Raw genomic sequence first — 19,308 nt, 5'->3', positions numbered from 1 at the left:
AAAGAAATATGCGGGTAATAGTTATAGATATAAATTATCTAAACACTAAATTGTTGTGTGATATTTTTAGATGAACATTATTTAGCTTTCTACCTGATGTAGGAAAATTATACCTATTAGTAAAATAACGAGGAAATTACAGGTTGTAGATTTCCTCGTGTTTAAATTATAGCCTGAACTAATTTGGATTGCTACTTATGGTATTAAAAAACATCTTTAATGATTTGTACTGCACGACCTACAATATTGTATTTTTCGAAATGAGCTTTAGGAACCTCAATAGTTGGATATTGGTTATTGTTACAAATTAAGATCCAACTGCCCAGTGTTAATCTTATTTTCCTAAGCAAGGTAAAATTTTCATATTCGATTAAATAAATGGCACCATCAATAAGTTCACTTTCTTGTGTGTTGATAATCACGCCATTATTATTTTCAATGTCTGGTGCCATTAGATCGCCTTTAGCCCAATAAATTATTAGTTTTCGGATATCGAGGCCTCGATGAGCAGCCCAACCTTCAACGATAGGATAATTCATCACAGGTGGGGTTTCACGAACATAACGCTGAGTTTGCGCTTCTTCTTTAGTGGGTAATTGTTTTTTATAAACAGGAATTCGATAAATATTTTCGTTATAAATACCATCATCTTCGTCTTTAGGATCGAAAACTTCTAATTTATAACCGGTAGCAAGCCAGTTGAAAGATACATTACATTTTTCTGCAATGACTTCTAAGCGTGTAAGAGATGGATATGTTTTACCTGATAAGTAGTCTCTGATAACAGTTTCTGACATATCACATTTTTTAGCGAAGGCAGAAACAGATAAACCTTGCATAGAGCTGTATAATCTATCTTTAAATGTTTTAACATTTTTATTTTTAATCATATTTATTTCTGTCTACTTTTTATTTTCATCCGTTTACTAATTATAGAGCATATTTTTTTAGTTTTATACATATGATTATCAGAATAGTTTGTATTTAAAAATGTTTTTTCTTAATTTTGGTTAAATTATTCGTTTTATATTCTGATTTTTGTTTAATTTTACGTTTTAAAATTAGAGTTTTTAAAAAAATGATGATGTGTTTTTTTCTGTTTTAAAAAAGTTATTTTATACGAAAAATAAAGTATTTTTATAATTTAATATGTTTTTTTTAATAATTTTTGATTTAAGTTAAAATATTGAAAATGAAATAATTAAGTGGTTATTATATTGTATATTAATGATTTTATTTGTTTTATTTTTAATTTTGCTACCTTTCTTTAAATAAATACGAAAGCAAATAAAAACGTTGACTAAAACGAAAAAAAATGGATAATAAGCAGGGTAAGGATTTTTCATTGTTTTCTTTCCTTATATTCCTTATATTTCATGTTGGCCTGTATATTTATATACAGGTCTTTTTTTTATCCTAAAATAACTTGTTGTGAAATCCCTTAATAAAAAGCGTATAATTAAGCTAATACTTTAAGTGCTGTGTTGTTGTTTTGGATCAAGCATAGCAGTAATACTTTTTAAAAGAGGATTTTTATATGTCATTTAGCATTCCACACCTTTTAGTGTTTCTTGCTGTAGTCATTTTATTATTTGGCACAAAAAAACTACGTAATTTAGGGTCTGATTTAGGTTCAGCTTTAAAAGGGTTTAAAAAAGCGATGAATGATGATGACACTGAAGTCAAAAACGATAACAAACTTGATAATAAGTAGCGATATTTGTTGGTATGAATAAAAATTTTGATATTGCTATTGTTGGTGGTGGATTAGTTGGTTTAGCAACTGCTTGCGCACTTAGTCAACATGGTTTAAACATTGCGCTTGTCGATGCTAACATTCATCAGCATCAACAATTATTTCATAATGAGATAGGTATTCGAGCGTCTGCAATAAATAATGCTAGTCAGCGTTATTTTGCGCAAATTGGGATATGGGATGATTTATTAGCAAGTAAACGAGTACAAGATTTTTCTGAAATAGGTGTTTGGGAAAAAAATGGTCAAGCACATTTAGCTGCTCATGCCAAAGATTATGGTTATGCTAATCTTGGTTATATCATTGAAAATGATGTAATATCTCACTATCTTTATCAATACGCATTATCACGTACTAACATCACCATTTATCCTGATCAAGCAATTAATAGTGAGTTTAGCCAAGATTACGCTTGTCTAACATTATCTAATGAAACTGTATTATATGCTAAATTAGTTATTGGTGCCGATGGTGCTCACTCTTGGATTCGAAAGCAAGAAAACATTTCTGTTTTTGAGCGTAATTATATTCATCATGCTGTAATAACGACAGTTGAAACCAGTTACCCACATCAATCTTGTGCAAGACAGATTTTTTATCCGAACGGTATTGTCGCTTTTTTGCCGCTTTGGCAACAAAATAAAAGTTGTTTGGTTTGGTCAACCAAGCCTGATAATGCGGCAATGCTATCTTCAATGTCAGAATCAGATTTCTGCAATGAATTATTTCATTTAACGGGTGATAAAGTCGGTCAATGTCAGTTAATCAATCCAAGAATGGTTTTCCCGTTGAAAGCGCGTTTAGCAAGACAATTTATTAAACATCGTTTAGTGTTAATTGGTGATGCTGCTCATACCATTCACCCTTTAGCTGGGCAAGGTGTCAATCTTGGATTTCAAGATTCAGCATTATTGGTTACAACAATTAAAAAATTAATTGATCAACAAAAAGATTTTGGATTAGTTGATAATTTAAAATTGTTTCAATTTATGCGTCGAAAAGATACCTTAGTGATGTTAACCGCTATGCGAACCATACAAGATATGTTTAACGGTGATAGTCTTGTTAAAAAATTAATAAGAACAGTTGGTATGAATACTATCGATCATTGCTCTCCTATCAAAAAACAGTTAATTAAATATGCTATGCATATTTAAGTTAAATTTATGACTTCATTACCCTTAAGCATGGCTTGATGGATAATGAAGTATAAAACTGAGTTATTTAAACGCTGTAGCATAAGAGCTTGGTATAAATGGTGAGGATGGGATATGTAAAGCCCAATATGGATCGCGTAATAACCCTCGTCCAATGCCAATAAGATCAGCATCTTTAGTGCTTAATACATAATCAGCTACATATGGATCTTCGAGCATACCGACGGTGATAATCGGCAAATTTGTTATTTTGCGAATGCTTTGCGCTAAATATACTTGATAGCCAGCATGAAATTCAGGGGTATGTGCTGGATCTAACTGTCCGTCCCCCCCTCCACTGACATCTAATACGTCAGCGCCAGCATCAGCAAAGCATTTGGCCAGTTTACGCCCGTACTCAACATCATAGCCGTCCTTTCCATATTCTTGGGCTGAAAAACGCACTATTAAAGGCATATCCGATGGCATGACTGATTTGACGGCTTCGATAACTTGCTCAGCAAATAATAATTTATCTTGCCCGTATTCATCAGTTCGGTGATTACTTTTTGGTGAGCAAAATTGATGGATCAAATAGCCATGTGCCGCATGTATTTCAATCGCATCAAACCCAGCAGCAATTGCTCTTTGGGTTGATTGTTTGAATTTTTCAATGATCTCGATGATTTCATCTTTGGATAATTCCCGAGGCGTTTGGTATTGCCATTTTTCCATGGCTTCGTTAGCGCCATCATATTTAATTGGTGAGCACGACACGACATCAGATGTACCTAATGCTTTGCGTCCGGCATGGGCAATTTGGATGGCGATTTTGCCATTTTGTGCATGTACAGCATCAACAATTCGTTTGAATTGATCTTTTTGCTCATCATTCCATAAACCCAGACAATTTGGCGAGATTCGACCATTTGGCGCGATATTAGTCATTTCTACAATAATTAATCCAACACCGCCAACCGCACGCGACACATAGTGAACAAAGTGCCAATCATTAGGCACGCCATCCGTTGCTTGATATTGACACATTGGCGGCATCACAATACGATTTTTGAGTGTTAATTTTTTTACAGTAAATGGCGTATTAAGATATGAAATTTTTGCCATAAATGACTCCTTAAGTATTGAGTAATTGGACCATTAAACCGTTTTTAATTTAAAAATATTGATGGTAGCTTTATGATTATTAACTATTACTGAAAACATTTTAGTGATGATTACCACCATAATGGTTGCTTTAATTTATAGAACAACGATGTACTTATCAATATTAACTGCTATTTAGCATATTGTATTATAAATAATCTTATTCTAAGCAAGAAGAGGATTATTCCGTTTCTTCTTGTTATGTACAAGGGGTATTGTGTTAGTTTTTAGTCTATTTGATGCTATCCATTTTTATTATTTTCAATTCGGATTAATTCTTGTGCCAGGAATTTTAATTAAGCTAATCTATAATAAAATCAGAAGTTAATTGTGATTATTTAATCGATCATCTTAAACAATCAACAATTCGGTTTGTTTAAGCAGAAGAAAAAATAAGATTATAAACAATGTGTTAAACTATATTAACTAAAGCTCAAATATTTTTATTAAAAAATAGGGTTGAGTTGTTTGTGATATCAATTTAAATTCAATGATTGTACTATTTTTTAGTATTGTAAATATACCAACTGACGATACCAAGTAACCCCAATAGTGTTCCGGAAATGGCTATCGATAGCCAACCATAGTGGCTAAATAAGTAGGTTGAAGTAACCGAGCCCAGCATGCCTCCAATAAAATAGCAAACCATATAACCTGTGTTCATTCGACTGCGGGCATCAGGTCTAATTTGATAAATAGCACTCATATTAGAAACATGGGTAACTTGTACCGAAAAATCGAGCAAAATTACGCCTAAAATTAGCGCTATGATTGAATACTGTGCTAGTGAAAGTGGTAGCCAAGATAGTAGTAATAAACATAAACCAATGGTTGTCGCTAGTGTGCCTTTACCTATATCAGATAATTTTCCGACAATCGGTGAGCCAAGAGCACCAGCCGCTCCCGCTAAACCAAACAGGCCAATAATAAAATCAGAATAATGGTAGGGCGCGTCAGTCAATAAAAACGCAAGTGGCGTCCATAATAGTGAAAATAAGGCAAAAGAAATAATTGCCAGTAGCGAACGAATTCTCAATATTGGTTCTTGCTTATAGAGTGTGGCGATTGATAATAACAGTTTAAAATAATTAATATTAATGGTATTACGATAGGTAGGTAAACAAAAACCAAGTAACGCAGTGACAGTGATCATAATAGTTGCCGCAATCCAATAGACATAATGCCAGTCGGCATTTGACGAAATAGCCCCTGCAAAGGTTCGACCTAATAATATACCTAATAACATACCGCTCATTAATGTACCAACCACCTTTCCTCGATGCTCAGGTTTTGATAAGGTCGCAGCGAATGGAATTAATACCTGAGCAACAGTTGAAAAGAGTCCTGTCAAGGCCGTTCCTAGTATTAGCATCCATAAATTAATCGATAAAGCGCTAATAATAAGACCACATGTTGATAAGATCATTAAAATCAGTATCAATTTTTTACGTTCGAGTTTATCACCTAGCGGCGTAATAAATAATAAGCCGACAGCATAACTAAACTGTGCAGTCATAATGATCGCGCCAGAGTGTTCAACTGCAATGTTTAAATCATTGGTAATAGAGTGTAACAGAGGTTGTGCATAGTAATTACTGGCAATAGTAATACCTATTGCAAATGCCATTAAAAAGATTAACCATTTCGACAAAGCTTGATTTTGTGTATTGTTCATTAGCTATTTTAAATAAAAATAATCGGCAATTATATACAAAAAATATGGGTAGAAAAACTTGGCTTGATATTAAACGAATTGTTTTAGTAAGTTATAAATTGGTGTTGCCAAGCCAATTTTTGCATTCTCAGTTTTCAAATTATACCAATAACCATTGGTCTCATCTAAACACTTTTTATAATTAGTGATAATACACTTGATCGGTATAATATCTAAGTGAAAATGGCTAAAAGTGTGTCGAAACGAAATTAATTGTTCTGGCGGCGTGGTTTTAATTCCCCTTTGGATTAACCAATCTTCTAATGCTTGTTGATTTGCAAATTCGGGTAAGCAATATAAGCCTCCCCAAATTCCTGATGGCGGTCTTTTTTCTAACCATATTGCGTGTTGATATTCTAGTATCAAAAAATAAGCGGTTTTTTCAGGAAGCGTTGATTTAGGTTTTTTAGTTGGAAATTGTTGCCAACTTTCGGTTTTGTAAGCTATACACTCAACATTGAGTGGGCATAAGTTACACTTAGGTTTAGAACGCGTACAAACTGTCGCGCCTATATCCATCATCGCTTGATTAAATTTTGCGACATCGTGTTTTGGCGTAACTTGTTCACTCAACTGCCATAGCTTATTTTCGATAGTTTTGTTGCCTGGCCAGCCTTCTACGGCAAAATAACGAGTCAGTACTCGTTTAACATTACCATCTAAAATAGCAAAATGTTGATTTTGTGATAGTGATAAAATAGCACCGGCAGTAGAGCGTCCGACTCCTGGTAATGCAACAACATCATCAAAACGAGTCGGAAATATACCTTTAAATTTGTCATTGACAATTTGTGCGGCTTTATGCAAATTACGCGCACGAGCATAATAACCCAGTCCAGTCCAAAGGTGTAGAACATCGTCAATAGGCGCGTTGGCAAGATCAGAGATCTTAGGAAAATGCGCAATAAATCGCTTAAAGTAGGGAATAACTGTGGCAACTTGGGTTTGTTGCAACATAACTTCCGACAACCAGACATGATAAGGGCTTTTTTCTATTTGCCATGGTAGCGTCTTTCTACCAAACTGCTCATACCAGCAAATGACCGCTTGAGAAAAATGTTGCATCATTTTCATTAGTTAGACTATCGCCGCAACCGAGTCACTTGGGTAGCAACCTAATACTTTAGTATAGAGCGTTATGGATGCCAACTCTTTCAATGCTGTTTGCATTTCATCTGAATGGATGTTGCCTTGTAAATCGATGTAAAACATCTCTTCCCATGGGGTACCATGAATGGGTCGAGACTCAAGTTTAGTCATCACAATATTATGATTACGTAGCACTAACAGTGCATCAACTAACGCCCCTGCCTGTTGACCGGTTTTCATTAAAATTGTTGTTTTAGCTGGAATTTGATCTGATACGGCTATCGGTTCTCGCGCAAGTACAATAAAGCGAGTGATATTTTGCTTTTGGTTGGCAAAATTATGTTCAAGCATTTTAAGTCCATATAACTCTCCCCCATCTTTATTGCCTATTGCTGCAACATTAGGCTTATTTAATTTAGCAACGGTTTCCATTGCTGATGAGGTACTATCACAGTAAACAATTTTCCAATGCGGATAATTTTCTAGAAAATTACTACATTGTTGAAAAGGTTGTGGATGGCTGTAAATGGTATCAATTTTATCAAGCTCAGTATTTGGTATAGCAAGGATGCAGTGATCTATAGGTAATGACAGTTCTGCAATAATATGTAAATGTGTTTTTTGCAGTAGATCATAAACTTCATTTATTGATCCTGAACTCGAGTTTTCAATCGGTAGTATGCCATAATCCACCAAATTATGTTCAATTTGTTCAAAGACATCTTTAAACGTTGAGCAACTTGATTCAACCATCTGCTCTAAATTAGCACTAGCATAACGGCGAGCAGCGGAATGCGAATAGGAACCTTTGGGCCCCAAAAAAGCCACTTTTGCGCTAGTAACACAATTTTGGTTTAGATTCTCTTGTAAGATTTTTTGTTGCAGTAAAACTGAATCTTCAATAATGATTTGATATAAACGTCTGATCAGCAAGTCATCAAGGCTATGGTTTTTTCCTTGATTGATCAACGCTTTTACTAGTGATCGTTCACGCTCTAAATCACGTACAGGAATATTTGCTGCAATTTTAGTCTGAATAACTTTGGTTGAAAGTTCGCGTCGTTTAGCTATGAGTTCAAGAAGGTTTCGATCAATTTCGTTAATTTGGTCACGTAAAGGCAACAAAGGATTTACAGTCATATCTATTCATTATATAAAAAAAGTTAGTGATATTATAACAAGCAAAAAAATAAAGGCACTATCAAAGTGCCTTTTTCTTCTATTTCAATAAATAATCAATTACTATTCTTCTTCAATAACAGCGCTTTTTATACTATCAAATGCACGTCTAGATTCACTTTTGTGTTGAATTTTATTAAGTTGTTTTTCAAGTTTTTCAATCAGAGCATTGATTGCTGCATACATATCGCTATGTTTTGCCGAAGCAACTAAGGGGGAACCTTTAGTTGCAATAGTTGCATCAATTATAAATCCATCGGGTTCTTTAGATAAAATAAAATGAGGGTTGATTAACAGTGCTCTCCATTTATCTAGTTTCGAAAACTTATCTTCGAGATAGCTACGAATTGCTGGAGTAATGTCCATTTGCTTACTGGTAATACTTAAAGTCATAATTGACCTCCACTTTGTTTACTTACAAATTGAGCAAACACTACTGCGTGTTTATTTATCTACATTGGCAAATTATTTGTATTTCGTCAATAGGTTATTTGTACTCAAACAAATCTTTGTGATTATTGTCCAGAAAAATCCTATAGTTGTATCAAATCAAACAATAGTCAAACTGCATTTTGTAACATTTTTACTATATACTAATTGTTAATATGATCTAACAATAGTTTTATTTTTTACGAGGATGATGTGAACATTTTAGATAAAGTAAAAATTGTATTAGTCGAAACTTCTCATACCGGTAATATGGGATCAGCGGCTAGAGCAATGAAAACCATGGGGCTATCGAATCTTTGTTTAGTCAATCCGGTGATAAAACCCGATTCGCAATCTATTTCGTTAGCGGCTGGTGCTAGCGATATTATAAAAAACGCGCAAATTTTTACATCACTTGAGCAAGCGATAGCTGATTGTCGTTTAGTCATTGGTACGAGTGCACGCCCACGTAGCTTGCAGTGGCCCAATTTAACGCCTAAAGAGTGTGGCGATAAAATAATTCAAGAAGCAACCGAGAATGCAGATGTGGCGTTAGTTTTCGGCCGTGAGCGTGTTGGATTGACCAATGACGAACTGCAAAAATGTCATTATCATGTTGGTATTCCTGCCAATCCCGATTACAGTTCATTAAATCTAGCAATGTCAGTGCAAGTGTTATGTTATGAGATTCGAATGTCACTATTAAATCGTCAAACAGTTTTAACCAGTCAATGTGATTCAGCTATTCAATTTCCAAAGGATGAAGATATTGAACGGTTTTATCAGCACTTAGAACAAACTTTATTACAAACAGGTTTTATTAATGCAAATCATCCTGGGCAAATTATGGGGCGTTTGCGTCGATTATTTACGCGTGCGCGAATTGAGCAATCAGAGTTAAATATTTTGAGGGGAATTTTAACTTCCATTGATAAAAAGTTATAAGGCCTAAAGATACCTCATACAAGGATATGGGGTATCTTTAGATGAACTACATTATTTAACTCTTTTTACGCCAAGTGGTTCCTGTGGCGCCATCTTCAAGTACAATATTCATAGCATTTAGCTTATCTCGGGCTTCGTCGGCTAAAGCCCAATTTTTAGTGGCACGAGCTTCATTACGTTGCTTAATTAACGATTCAATTAATTCAACATCTACTGCGTCTTGATTATCGCCTTGTAAAAATTTTATTGGATCTTGTTCTAACAAACCAAGAACTTTGGCTAAATAACGCAATTGAGCTGCTAATTGATTAGCTAATGTCATATCATTTTCAGCCTTAGCTTTATTAATTTCGCGAGCTAAATCAAATAAAGTTGAATAAGCTTCTGGTGTATTAAAATCATCATTCATGGCATCGCAAAATTGACGATAATATTGGCTATCTGTTGATAATGTATAAGGATAATTGCTATCAGTATCGCGTAAAGCTGTATATAATCGCTCTAAAGCCATTCTTGCTTGTTTTAAATTTTCTTCGCTATAGTTAAGCTGGCTACGATAGTGGCCAGAAAGTAGAAAATAACGTACAGTTTCAGGATCATAATGCTTTAATACATCGCGAATGGTAAAAAAATTATTAAGTGATTTTGACATTTTTTCTTGGTCGATCATCACCATGCCTGAATGCATCCAGTAATTAACATACTGACCATTATGCGCGCAAGTTGATTGCGCAATCTCATTTTCATGGTGTGGGAACATCAAATCAGAACCGCCACCATGGATATCAAAATGATGACCTAATTGATAACTATTCATCGCTGAACATTCAATGTGCCAACCTGGGCGACCTTTACCCCAAGGTGAATCCCAACTAGGCTCGTTGGGTTTGGACATTTTCCAAAGTACAAAATCCATTGGGTTTCGTTTGACATCAACAACATCTACTCGAGCGCCAGCTTGTAATTGTTCAAGATTTTGACGTGATAAAATACCATAATTAGCATCACTTTCGACCGAGAACATAACATCACCATTATCAGCAATATAAGCATGATCTTTTTTAATCAGCTCTTGCACTAAATCGATGATTTGTGGCATATGATGAGTAGCGCGAGGTTCAACATCAGGACGTTTAATATTAAGTGCATCAAAATCGGCGTACATTTCTTTCAACATTCGTTCAGTTAGCTGATCACAGGTTTCACCATTTTCGAGTGCTCGTTTTATAATTTTATCATCAACGTCGGTAATGTTACGAACATAAGTTAAATCATAACCTAAAAAACGTAAATAACGGGTTACCACATCAAACGCGACAAAAGTACGACCATGACCAATATGGCAAAGATCATAAATGGTTACGCCGCAGACATATAATCCAACTTTATTGGCATGAATGGATTTAAAAATTTCTTTTTCACGGGTTAATGTATTGAATATTTTTAACATTATAATTTTTACGTTTAATTTAGTGAATGTTGTCAGGTAATATAACAAAAATCTAACTATCACGAAATTATTTATTACAATGTTTCTAATCAAAATAGTTCTGACTAACCGAATTACTATAGGTAGCTTTGATTACTTATGAGCACTTTATTTGTTGAGTAATGCGTTGAATGGCACTTAAAATAGCAAATTATCGGCGGGGTTAACCCGCCAATTTAGATCTAAACAGGGATATTATTTAAGTAAACGATAAATATAAATAAGTAATATTGCCCCTAATACTGAAATTAACAGACTATAGAAGTTAAAACCATTGACACTTCCTAAGCCGAAGAAAGTACTGATGTACCCGCCAACTAGCGCGCCTGCAATACCCAGAATAATTGTTTTAATGACACCCACTTTACCCAGTGGCATAAAAAACTTGGCAATCCAACCAGCAAGTAATCCTAAAATAATCCAACTTAATAGACCCATAATGATTTCCTTTGTTTGATTAAGTTTAAATGTATGATGACTATCAGCGTATAAAAAAATTAATAAATAATGTTTATAATTTAATTGATTGAACTTAACTTCTTATTAAGAATAAAAATATGTAGATAAAAGAAATAGCAAGTAGATATATTAGTAACAAATGATTAAATAAGTCGTGATATCGAAGTAAGATATTCATCTAATCATTTATGATATAGTTTACAATTATTTTTAGTTAGATACTAGGCTTTTTATACCGTTAATTTTATGAGCTAATTTATTGATGGGGTAAGTGAGAAACAGGTTAATAGAAACAGAGAAGGCTATTAACCTTCTCTTGCTAGCGGTATCTATTCAAAAATTGTTTTATGTAAAATTTTTATGATGGATTCAGCATCGTGACTTCTGGCTAAAAGACATAAATTATGTGTACTTGCACCATAACAACACAGTCGAATAATATAGTCATCTAAAGCACCAAAGACTTCTTTAGCTATCCCTTTGGTTGATGTTAATTGATTACCGATAATGGCAATAAGCGCTAAATCTTCTTCAACTTCTACATGACATAAACCAGAGAGCTCATCAAATAATTCTTTAGTTAATAAACTGCCACCGTTGGTGTTGGTGCCGGTAGTATCAATTGTTAAGGCAATACTCACTTCAGATGTTGTGACTAAATCAACCGAAATATTGTGTTTAGCCAATATAGTAAAGACATTAGCCAAAAAGCCTTGAGCATGTAACATATTTAAACTTGTTAATGTAACAAGGGTTTGTTTTCGACGCAGTGCTAATGCTCTAAAGGTCGGTACGGTTGATTGAATACTGTGAGTATTATAAACAATGGTTCCCCCATCTTGTGGCGCTTTACTTGAACCAACAAATACTGGAATATTACTTCGAACTGCTGGTACCAACGTTGCTGGGTGCAAAACTTTGGCACCAAAGGTTGCCATTTCAGCGGCTTCAGCGAATGATATTTCATCAATACGTTTAGCTGTTGGCGTAATCCGTGGATCAGTTGTATAAATGCCGGCAACATCTGTCCAAATATCAATTTGACTCGCATTTAATGCTTCACCAAGTAACGCTGCTGTATAATCACTTCCCCCTCGTCCTAATGTTGTTGTTTTACCGCTAGTTTCACTACCAATAAAACCTTGAGTGACAACCAACGCATTACCATTTAAGGATTTAAGATGAGCGCAACAAAGTTGTTTAATTTCGTCAATTTTAGGTTGAGCTTTACCAAAATTATCATCAGTGCGCATAACTTTGCGGACATCAAACCACATGGCATTTTTTTGTTTTTCTCGTAATATTTCGACAAATAATTTTGACGACATAATTTCGCCATGACTGACTAGTTCGTCGGTTAAAGCCGCTGATGTTGCAAGGCTGGCTGCTTCTGATAAAGAGGCAATATTTGCGATGATTTGATCTATTTCAGCTCTTAAGGTTTGGTTTTCGGGTAGATTTTCTAGGATGTTATATTGGATAGATTGGATTTTCGCAATGTGCTGTGCTCTAACTTCTGCATCACGGCCTTCGGCTAAAGCGACCAGTAAATTTGTAATTCCGGCTGATGCCGATAACACAACAACTTTGACGTTAGGGTTAGCAATAACAATGTTAGCGCTATTTACCATTGCTGAATAATCAGCAACACTAGTACCACCAAACTTGGCAATGACAAATGATGTTTCCATGGATTCCTCATATTAAAAATTTAATTTTTAACAGAGATAGAGCGAGGGTATGTGCTATTTACATTCTCGTTGAAAAAGTACAGACCGGGAAGCGCTCCACCTGCTTAGGTGACAACCCAAGGGATTCAGCCCTTGTAGTCGATCTGGTTAATTTCTGGAAGTTTAACCAAACCTCGGCATTACCTCCCCTCAATTATTTATAACAGGTACCAGAACCTAAAATAATTTACCTGAGTAATGCGCCTCTTCTTTATATGTAACTTAAGTTACAATAGTGTCGCTATATAGAATTAACGATTCTGTCAAATCTGTCAATAGGTTAAGTACGAAATATTAATGCCGTAATGTTCAATCATTGATTATAATTCTTGTTCAAATAGTTGAATGATAGTTTGGTATAAATGTTTAACAGAACAAGATTTAGTTGGTGTACTAAAGATAGTGTCATCACCGGCTATTGATCCTAAAATGCCTTCTGACTTGCCTATGGAATCAAGCAATCTGGCAATAAGCTGAGCGGCGCCAGGGCTGGTACGAATCACAACCATCGAACTGTTATAATCAATATCTACAACTAAATTTTTTAAAGGGCTACTCGTTGTTGGAACGCTCATTTCAGCAGGTAGACAATAAACCATTTCTGATTTGGCATTACGAGTTCTAACTGCACCAAATTTGGTTAACATTCTGGAAACTTTGGATTGGTTAATATTATCAAATCCTTGTTCTTGTAACGCTTGCACAATACTAATTTGAGAACTAAATTTTTCTTGCAGCAGCATTTCTTTAAACGTTTTAGTCAGATCGTCTTGTTTCATAATTTTCCTTAGGAATTCATTTATGATGGTTGTTTCATTGAAAATAACGGTAATGTTTTTGTGCTGCTTTTATCTTAACAATATTCACATAAACTTATTGGTAAATATGTTGAAAACCGTTATATCAAAGGTTGTTTCAGCACCTCATATTCAATGAGTGTAATGCATATGGTTCATAATTATGCATAATATTTGCATAAAATCAATTATCTGATTTTATGCTGCTTTTGGGTCTAAACGATTTGACGATGTGTTCATGCGTTTCAATATACGGCCCTTCAAGAAGATCTATACAATAAGGAACACTGGCAAAAATTCCATCAACTAGGCTATTGCCCTCACTATCTTTAACACCTTGTAGTGTTTCTTGGATAGATTTTGGCCTACCGGGCAGATTTAATATTAAACATTTTTTGCGAATAACGCCGACTTGCCTTGATAAAATCGCTGTTGGCACAAAATGCAAGCTAATTTGACGCATTTGTTCGCCAAAGCCCGGCATGATGCGATCGGCAATAGCTAACGTGGCATCCGGCGTGACATCCCTCAAAGCCGGACCGGTACCGCCAGTGGTTAAAATTAAGTGACAGTGAAAATTATCAACTAAGTCACATAATGTGCTTTCAATCAGAGGTTGTTCATCAGGAATAACGCGATTTTCGGTTTCAAACGGGGTTATCAGTGCGGTTTTGAGCCATAATAACAAAGCCGGTATTCCTTCATCTGCATAAATACCTTGCGATGCCCGATCTGATACTGAAACCAGTCCAATTTTAATCATATTTTTTATTCCTTCAAATTTAAAACTTACCTATCAAATCTTAGTATTTTAGCAACTTGCGTTAGATTTAGTGTCATTTGTTCTTTGTGATATCCTAAATAATACTAAAAAGACCTTTACAACTAAAGATTATATTGTCAATATTTCCCTTCTAATAAATGCAATAGCATAATGTAAATAATAATCTATTTATTTAGGATATTTTCATGTCATCAATACCTGCACTAGAGTTAATTGAACTTAAAAAGATTTATAAAAATGGTGTGCAAGCGTTAAAAGGCATTAATTTGACAGTACAAGCCGGTGATTTTTATGCATTACTCGGTCCTAATGGTGCGGGTAAGTCAACCACGATAGGCATCATTAGCTCACTGGTCACTAAGACATCGGGCCAGGTTAAAATATTTGGTTATGACTTAGATAATGATATCGTTAATGCAAAAAGACAATTAGGGCTAGTCCCGCAAGAGTTTAATTTTAATCAATTTGAAGAAGTGCTACAAATAATAACTAACCAAGGTGGTTATTATGGATTGCCGCGTAAATTGGCTTTAGAGCGTGCTGAAAAATATTTACGGATTTTAGATTTGTGGGATAAACGCCATAGCCGCGCTTGTATGTTATCAGGCGGAATGAAAAGGCGGTTAATGATAGCTAGAGCATTAGTGCATGAACCTAAACTTTTAATTCTAGATGAACCCACCGCGGGCGTTGATATTGAATTAAGACGTTCAATGTGGGATTTTTTACGCGAGATTAATCGCCAAGGCATTACAATTATTTTGACTACTCACTACCTGGAAGAAGCGGAAATGCTATGTCGGCATATCGGTATTATTCAACATGGCCAATTAATTGCCAACTCTTCTATGCGTGATTTGCTCGCTAATAGTCAATCTGAAACCATTATTATTGATTATATTCCAACCAAGGAACCAATTACCTTAGAGGGTTATCAATTTTCAAATATTGAATCAGGCATGTTAGAGGTAAAAGTTAATAAACAGCTTGGTTTAAATCAATTATTTGAACAGCTTAATCAACAACAAATCAAGGTGATAAGTGTGCGAAATAAAGCAAATCGATTAGAAGAGTTATTTGTCGATCTTTTGCATCATAGTGAGCAGGGATAGGGGAACGTTAAATGAATCATTTATATTGGATTGCATTAAAAAGTATTTGGCGTAAAGAAGTCACTCGGTTTTTAAGAATATGGGTGCAAACTTTGATTCCGCCAGTTATTACAATGTCGCTTTATTTTATTATTTTTGGTAACTTAATTGGTTCGCGTGTTGGTGATATGGGCGGATTTAATTATATGGCATTTATTGTGCCGGGACTTATTATGATGTCTGTCATTACTAACTCATATACTAATGTCTGCTCATCATTTTTTAGTGCCAAATTTCAACGAAATATTGAAGAGTTATTAGTTGCCCCTGTGCCTACCCATATTTTAATTTGGGGATATGTTGGTGGGGGCGTTATGCGTGGGATTTTAACTGGTATATTAGTGACAATCGTATCGTTATTTTTTGTTCGCTATCAAGTTCATTCTTGGCTTTTTGTTGTATGTACGCTGCTGTTAACGTCAATTTTATTTTCACTTGCAGGACTATTAAATGCAGTGTACGCAAAAACCTTCGATGATATTAGTATTATCCCTACTTTTGTGTTAACACCATTAACTTATCTTGGCGGCGTATTTTATTCAATTAGCATGCTACCTACTTTTTGGCAATGGGTATCAAAACTAAATCCTATTGTTTATATGATTAATGGTTTTCGCTATGGGTTTTTAGGGGTGACAGATGTATCATTGTGGATCACTTTTTCAATGCTAATTTTATTTGTAATAGCACTTTATATCATGGTATGGAATTTGATTGAAAAAGGGAAAGGATTACGGAGTTAGTTTGATCGTTTTTATCAATTAACCGCCGACAAATGTCGGCGTATTAGTATCTTATTGTGCACCAGCAACAGCTTGCTGTGCCATTTCAGTAATTTTAGCAAATTCACCTTTTGCTATTGCATCGGTTGGAATAAACCATGTTCCACCAACACAAAGTACATTATCAAGGGCCAAATAATCGCGGTAATTTTTTGGATTAACGCCACCGGTTGGACAAAACTTCATATATCCACAAGGGCCAGCAAAAGCTTTTAATGCAGCCACACCGCCATTGATCTCAGCTGGGAAAAACTTCAATGCAGTTAATCCATACTCTTGAGCAGTTAGTAGTTCAGAAATGGTTGCAATACCTGGAATAACTGGAATTGGTCCCTCGACTGCCGCTTTTAAAATAGCATCGGTAATACCGGGAGTTATGACGAACTCAACACCAGCATCGGTCACTTGTTTGAGTTGTTCAACAGTGGTCACAGTACCTGCACCAACGACCGCTTCGGGTACTTCTTTGATAATTTTCTTAATCGCATCAAGAGCACAAGCCGTTCTTAATGTAACCTCAAGCACTTTTACTCCACCTGCGATTAATGCTTTGGCTAGTGGTACCGCATCTTCTAAGCGCTCGATAACAATAACCGGTACAACCGGGCCGAGTGTTAAAATATCTTCAGCGCTTTTTTTCCAGTTTTTCATTTGCTTCACCAATTCTTTATCAATATTAAATATGACACTAATCGCTAATAACGTAGCGATTAGTGTTTACTACTCATAAATACCTAATTTTTTCTCTAAATAATGAATATTCGTACCACCTTTTAAGAAGCCTTTATCATTCATAATTTCGATATGCAAATCAATGTTGGTTTTTATCCCATCAATGACTAATTCAGCTAAGGCATTTTTCATACGTGCAATTGCAACCTCACGCGTTTCACCATAAGCAATTAATTTACCGATCATTGAGTCATAATAAGGTGGAACAGTGTAGCCAGCGTAAATATGAGACTCCCAACGAATACCAAAACCACCAGGCGCATGAAAACGGGTAATTTTACCTGGTGAAGGCATAAAGGTTTTTGGATCTTCAGCATTAATACGGCATTCAATGGCATGACCAGTAATATGAATATCACTCTGTTTTAATGATAGCGGCTGACCTGCTGCAATTGAAATTTGCTCTTTAATCAAATCTACACCCGTAACCATTTCGGTAACAGGATGTTCAACTTGAATACGGGTGTTCATTTCGATGAAATAGAATTCACCATTTTCAAATAAAAACTCAAATGTACCCGCACCACGATAGCCGATTTCAATGCAGGCATTAACGCAACGTTCACCAATGAATTTACGCATTTTAGGTGTAATACCTACAGCTGGCGCTTCTTCAACAACTTTTTGATGACGTCTTTGCATTGAACAATCTCGTTCACCCAAGTAAACCGCGTTACCTTGACCATCAGATAGTACTTGTATTTCAATATGGCGTGGATTTTCAAGGAATTTTTCCATATAAACCATATCATTATTAAAAGCTGTTTTTGCTTCTAATTTTGTCATTTTAATCGATTGTTCAAGATCTTTTTCTTCTCTAACAATGCGCATACCACGACCACCGCCGCCACCTGATGCTTTAATAATGACAGGATAACCAATTTTTTTAGCGATTTGTTTATTGGTATTCATATCATTGCCTAATGGCCCATCAGAACCTGGCACACAAGGTACACCTGCTTTTTTCATGGCATGAATTGCCGACACTTTATCACCCATTAAACGAATGGTATCAGCTTTAGGGCCTATAAAAATAAAGCCTGAACGCTCAACTTGTTCAGCAAAGTCCGCATTTTCTGATAAAAAACCATATCCAGGATGGATAGCTGCCGCACCCGTTACTTCAGCAGCAGAAATCAATGCTGGAATGTTAAGATAGCTTTTAGCAGAAGCTGCTGGACCAATGCAGACGGTTTCGTCTGCAAGTAAAACATGTTTTAAATCTTTATCTGCCGACGAGTGAACTGCAACAGTTTTAATACCAAGTTCTTTACAGGCTCTCAAGATACGTAGAGCGATTTCGCCACGATTAGCTATAAGAATTTTATCAAGCATATTCAATCTCTTAATTTTTTAAATGAATATTATTCAATGATGAATAGTGGCTGATCAAATTCAACTGGTTGACCGTTTTCAACTAAAATAGCTTTAATTGTGCCTGCTTTTTCTGATTCAATTTGGTTCATCATTTTCATCGCTTCAACAATACAAAGTACGTCACCAACATTTACAGTTTGACCCACTTCAACAAACGCTTTTGACTCTGGACTTGGTGTGCGATAAAAAGTGCCTACCATTGGCGATTTTATAGTCGTGCCAGTAGGCGTAATCGGATCAGCTTCAGTAACAACAACATCGGCTGCTGCACTAGGTGCAACGACAACTGGGGATGCTTGAGGAATTTGAATATTTTGTATTGGCGCAGAATAGTTTGTAGCTGGAACAGAACGACTAATTCGTACTGACTCTTCACCTTCAGAAATTTCAAGCTCTGAAATACCTGATTCTTCAACTAATTCAATTAATTTTTTAATTTTGCGTATATCCATGAATTACACCGTGTTTATTTGATATAAGTAACAATTATTTTAATGCATCCTTAATATCTTAAAAGAGATCTTTTAAGTCGATAATAAGGCAGTAACTCAACATTAACGCGGAAGCATACACTGTAAAACCGATTTTGTCATTA

General features: G+C 35.2%; 19 protein-coding genes and 1 riboswitch. Of the genes, 5 read left to right on the top strand and 14 right to left on the bottom strand.

Annotated elements, in window-relative coordinates; genetic code table 11:
* Positions 1-203 precede the first annotated feature (203 nt).
* Positions 204-890, bottom strand: coding sequence for a LexA family transcriptional regulator (locus J3U63_RS02420; protein WP_065634324.1), 687 nt, complete (start codon positions 888-890; stop codon positions 204-206).
* A gap of 647 nt (positions 891-1,537) precedes the next feature.
* Between J3U63_RS02420 and J3U63_RS02415 the strand changes: the two genes are divergently transcribed.
* On the top strand, positions 1,538-1,714 hold the full coding sequence (locus tag J3U63_RS02415) for a Sec-independent protein translocase subunit TatA (protein ID WP_065634325.1): 177 nt from the start codon (positions 1,538-1,540) through the stop codon (positions 1,712-1,714).
* Between the two features lie 14 nt (positions 1,715-1,728).
* Positions 1,729-2,913: an FAD-dependent oxidoreductase gene (locus tag J3U63_RS02410; protein WP_267370355.1), complete on the top strand. Its 1,185-nt coding sequence runs from the start codon at positions 1,729-1,731 to the stop codon at positions 2,911-2,913.
* 63 nt (positions 2,914-2,976) lie between these two features.
* Here J3U63_RS02410 and J3U63_RS02405 read toward each other — a convergent pair whose 3' ends face one another.
* From J3U63_RS02405 to raiA, 5 genes are all read right to left on the bottom strand, one after another.
* Positions 2,977-4,017 carry an NADH:flavin oxidoreductase/NADH oxidase gene (locus tag J3U63_RS02405; protein ID WP_267333296.1) on the bottom strand — a complete coding sequence of 347 codons (1,041 nt, stop codon included), beginning with the start codon at positions 4,015-4,017 and terminating at the stop codon, positions 2,977-2,979.
* A 538-nt stretch (positions 4,018-4,555) separates the two neighbouring features.
* Positions 4,556-5,731 carry an MFS transporter gene (locus tag J3U63_RS02400; protein WP_267370353.1) on the bottom strand — a complete coding sequence of 392 codons (1,176 nt, stop codon included), beginning with the start codon at positions 5,729-5,731 and terminating at the stop codon, positions 4,556-4,558.
* A gap of 69 nt (positions 5,732-5,800) precedes the next feature.
* Positions 5,801-6,844, bottom strand: a complete 1,044-nt coding sequence (gene mutY, locus J3U63_RS02395; RefSeq protein ID WP_267333298.1) for an A/G-specific adenine glycosylase — start codon at positions 6,842-6,844, stop codon at positions 5,801-5,803.
* Between the two features lie 3 nt (positions 6,845-6,847).
* Entirely contained in the window at positions 6,848-7,999 is a 1,152-nt protein-coding gene (gene pheA / locus J3U63_RS02390; protein WP_267348757.1) for a bifunctional chorismate mutase/prephenate dehydratase, read from the bottom strand.
* A gap of 102 nt (positions 8,000-8,101) precedes the next feature.
* Positions 8,102-8,431, bottom strand: a complete 330-nt coding sequence (gene raiA / locus J3U63_RS02385; protein ID WP_267333300.1) for a ribosome-associated translation inhibitor RaiA — start codon at positions 8,429-8,431, stop codon at positions 8,102-8,104.
* A gap of 255 nt (positions 8,432-8,686) precedes the next feature.
* On the opposite strand from raiA, the gene trmJ reads away from it, so the two are divergent.
* Positions 8,687-9,412: a tRNA (cytosine(32)/uridine(32)-2'-O)-methyltransferase TrmJ gene (trmJ, locus tag J3U63_RS02380; protein ID WP_416379572.1), complete on the top strand. Its 726-nt coding sequence runs from the start codon at positions 8,687-8,689 to the stop codon at positions 9,410-9,412.
* Positions 9,413-9,467: 55 nt separating this feature from the next.
* Here the strand turns inward: trmJ and cysS are convergent, their stop codons facing one another.
* From cysS to mog, 5 genes are all read right to left on the bottom strand, one after another.
* Complete coding sequence (gene cysS, locus J3U63_RS02375; protein WP_267333302.1) at positions 9,468-10,862, bottom strand: cysteine--tRNA ligase; 1,395 nt, start codon at positions 10,860-10,862, stop codon at positions 9,468-9,470.
* Positions 10,863-11,096: 234 nt separating this feature from the next.
* Positions 11,097-11,339, bottom strand: a complete 243-nt coding sequence (locus tag J3U63_RS02370) for a GlsB/YeaQ/YmgE family stress response membrane protein (protein ID WP_065634334.1) — start codon at positions 11,337-11,339, stop codon at positions 11,097-11,099.
* A 350-nt stretch (positions 11,340-11,689) separates the two neighbouring features.
* Positions 11,690-13,051 carry a lysine-sensitive aspartokinase 3 gene (lysC, locus tag J3U63_RS02365; RefSeq protein ID WP_267333303.1) on the bottom strand — a complete coding sequence of 454 codons (1,362 nt, stop codon included), beginning with the start codon at positions 13,049-13,051 and terminating at the stop codon, positions 11,690-11,692.
* A gap of 81 nt (positions 13,052-13,132) precedes the next feature.
* A riboswitch (Lysine riboswitch) is annotated at positions 13,133-13,307 on the bottom strand.
* A 103-nt stretch (positions 13,308-13,410) separates the two neighbouring features.
* Positions 13,411-13,869: a transcriptional regulator ArgR gene (gene argR, locus J3U63_RS02360; protein ID WP_065634336.1), complete on the bottom strand. Its 459-nt coding sequence runs from the start codon at positions 13,867-13,869 to the stop codon at positions 13,411-13,413.
* 202 nt (positions 13,870-14,071) lie between these two features.
* Entirely contained in the window at positions 14,072-14,650 is a 579-nt protein-coding gene (gene mog / locus J3U63_RS02355) for a molybdopterin adenylyltransferase (RefSeq protein ID WP_267333304.1), read from the bottom strand.
* Positions 14,651-14,856: 206 nt separating this feature from the next.
* On the opposite strand from mog, the gene J3U63_RS02350 reads away from it, so the two are divergent.
* Together J3U63_RS02350 and J3U63_RS02345 are read left to right on the top strand one after the other, a co-directional pair.
* The gene (locus tag J3U63_RS02350; RefSeq protein ID WP_267333305.1) at positions 14,857-15,783 is read left to right on the top strand and encodes an ABC transporter ATP-binding protein; all 927 of its coding nucleotides are present in this window, start codon (positions 14,857-14,859) and stop codon (positions 15,781-15,783) included.
* An 11-nt stretch (positions 15,784-15,794) separates the two neighbouring features.
* Positions 15,795-16,565 carry an ABC transporter permease gene (locus tag J3U63_RS02345; RefSeq protein WP_267333306.1) on the top strand — a complete coding sequence of 257 codons (771 nt, stop codon included), beginning with the start codon at positions 15,795-15,797 and terminating at the stop codon, positions 16,563-16,565.
* A gap of 51 nt (positions 16,566-16,616) precedes the next feature.
* Here J3U63_RS02345 and J3U63_RS02340 read toward each other — a convergent pair whose 3' ends face one another.
* From J3U63_RS02340 to accB, 3 genes are all read right to left on the bottom strand, one after another.
* Complete coding sequence (locus tag J3U63_RS02340) at positions 16,617-17,255, bottom strand: bifunctional 4-hydroxy-2-oxoglutarate aldolase/2-dehydro-3-deoxy-phosphogluconate aldolase (protein ID WP_065798822.1); 639 nt, start codon at positions 17,253-17,255, stop codon at positions 16,617-16,619.
* 69 nt (positions 17,256-17,324) lie between these two features.
* Complete coding sequence (accC, locus tag J3U63_RS02335; protein ID WP_267333308.1) at positions 17,325-18,671, bottom strand: acetyl-CoA carboxylase biotin carboxylase subunit; 1,347 nt, start codon at positions 18,669-18,671, stop codon at positions 17,325-17,327.
* A 29-nt stretch (positions 18,672-18,700) separates the two neighbouring features.
* Positions 18,701-19,165: an acetyl-CoA carboxylase biotin carboxyl carrier protein gene (gene accB / locus J3U63_RS02330; protein WP_267333309.1), complete on the bottom strand. Its 465-nt coding sequence runs from the start codon at positions 19,163-19,165 to the stop codon at positions 18,701-18,703.
* Between the last annotated feature and the right edge of the window lie 143 nt (positions 19,166-19,308).

This window comes from Gilliamella sp. B2838 (assembly GCF_026536185.1).
Taxonomy (GTDB): Bacteria; Pseudomonadota; Gammaproteobacteria; order Enterobacterales; family Orbaceae; genus Gilliamella.
Note: the sequence above shows the minus strand (reverse complement) of the source record. Positions and strands in the feature narration are given on the sequence as shown.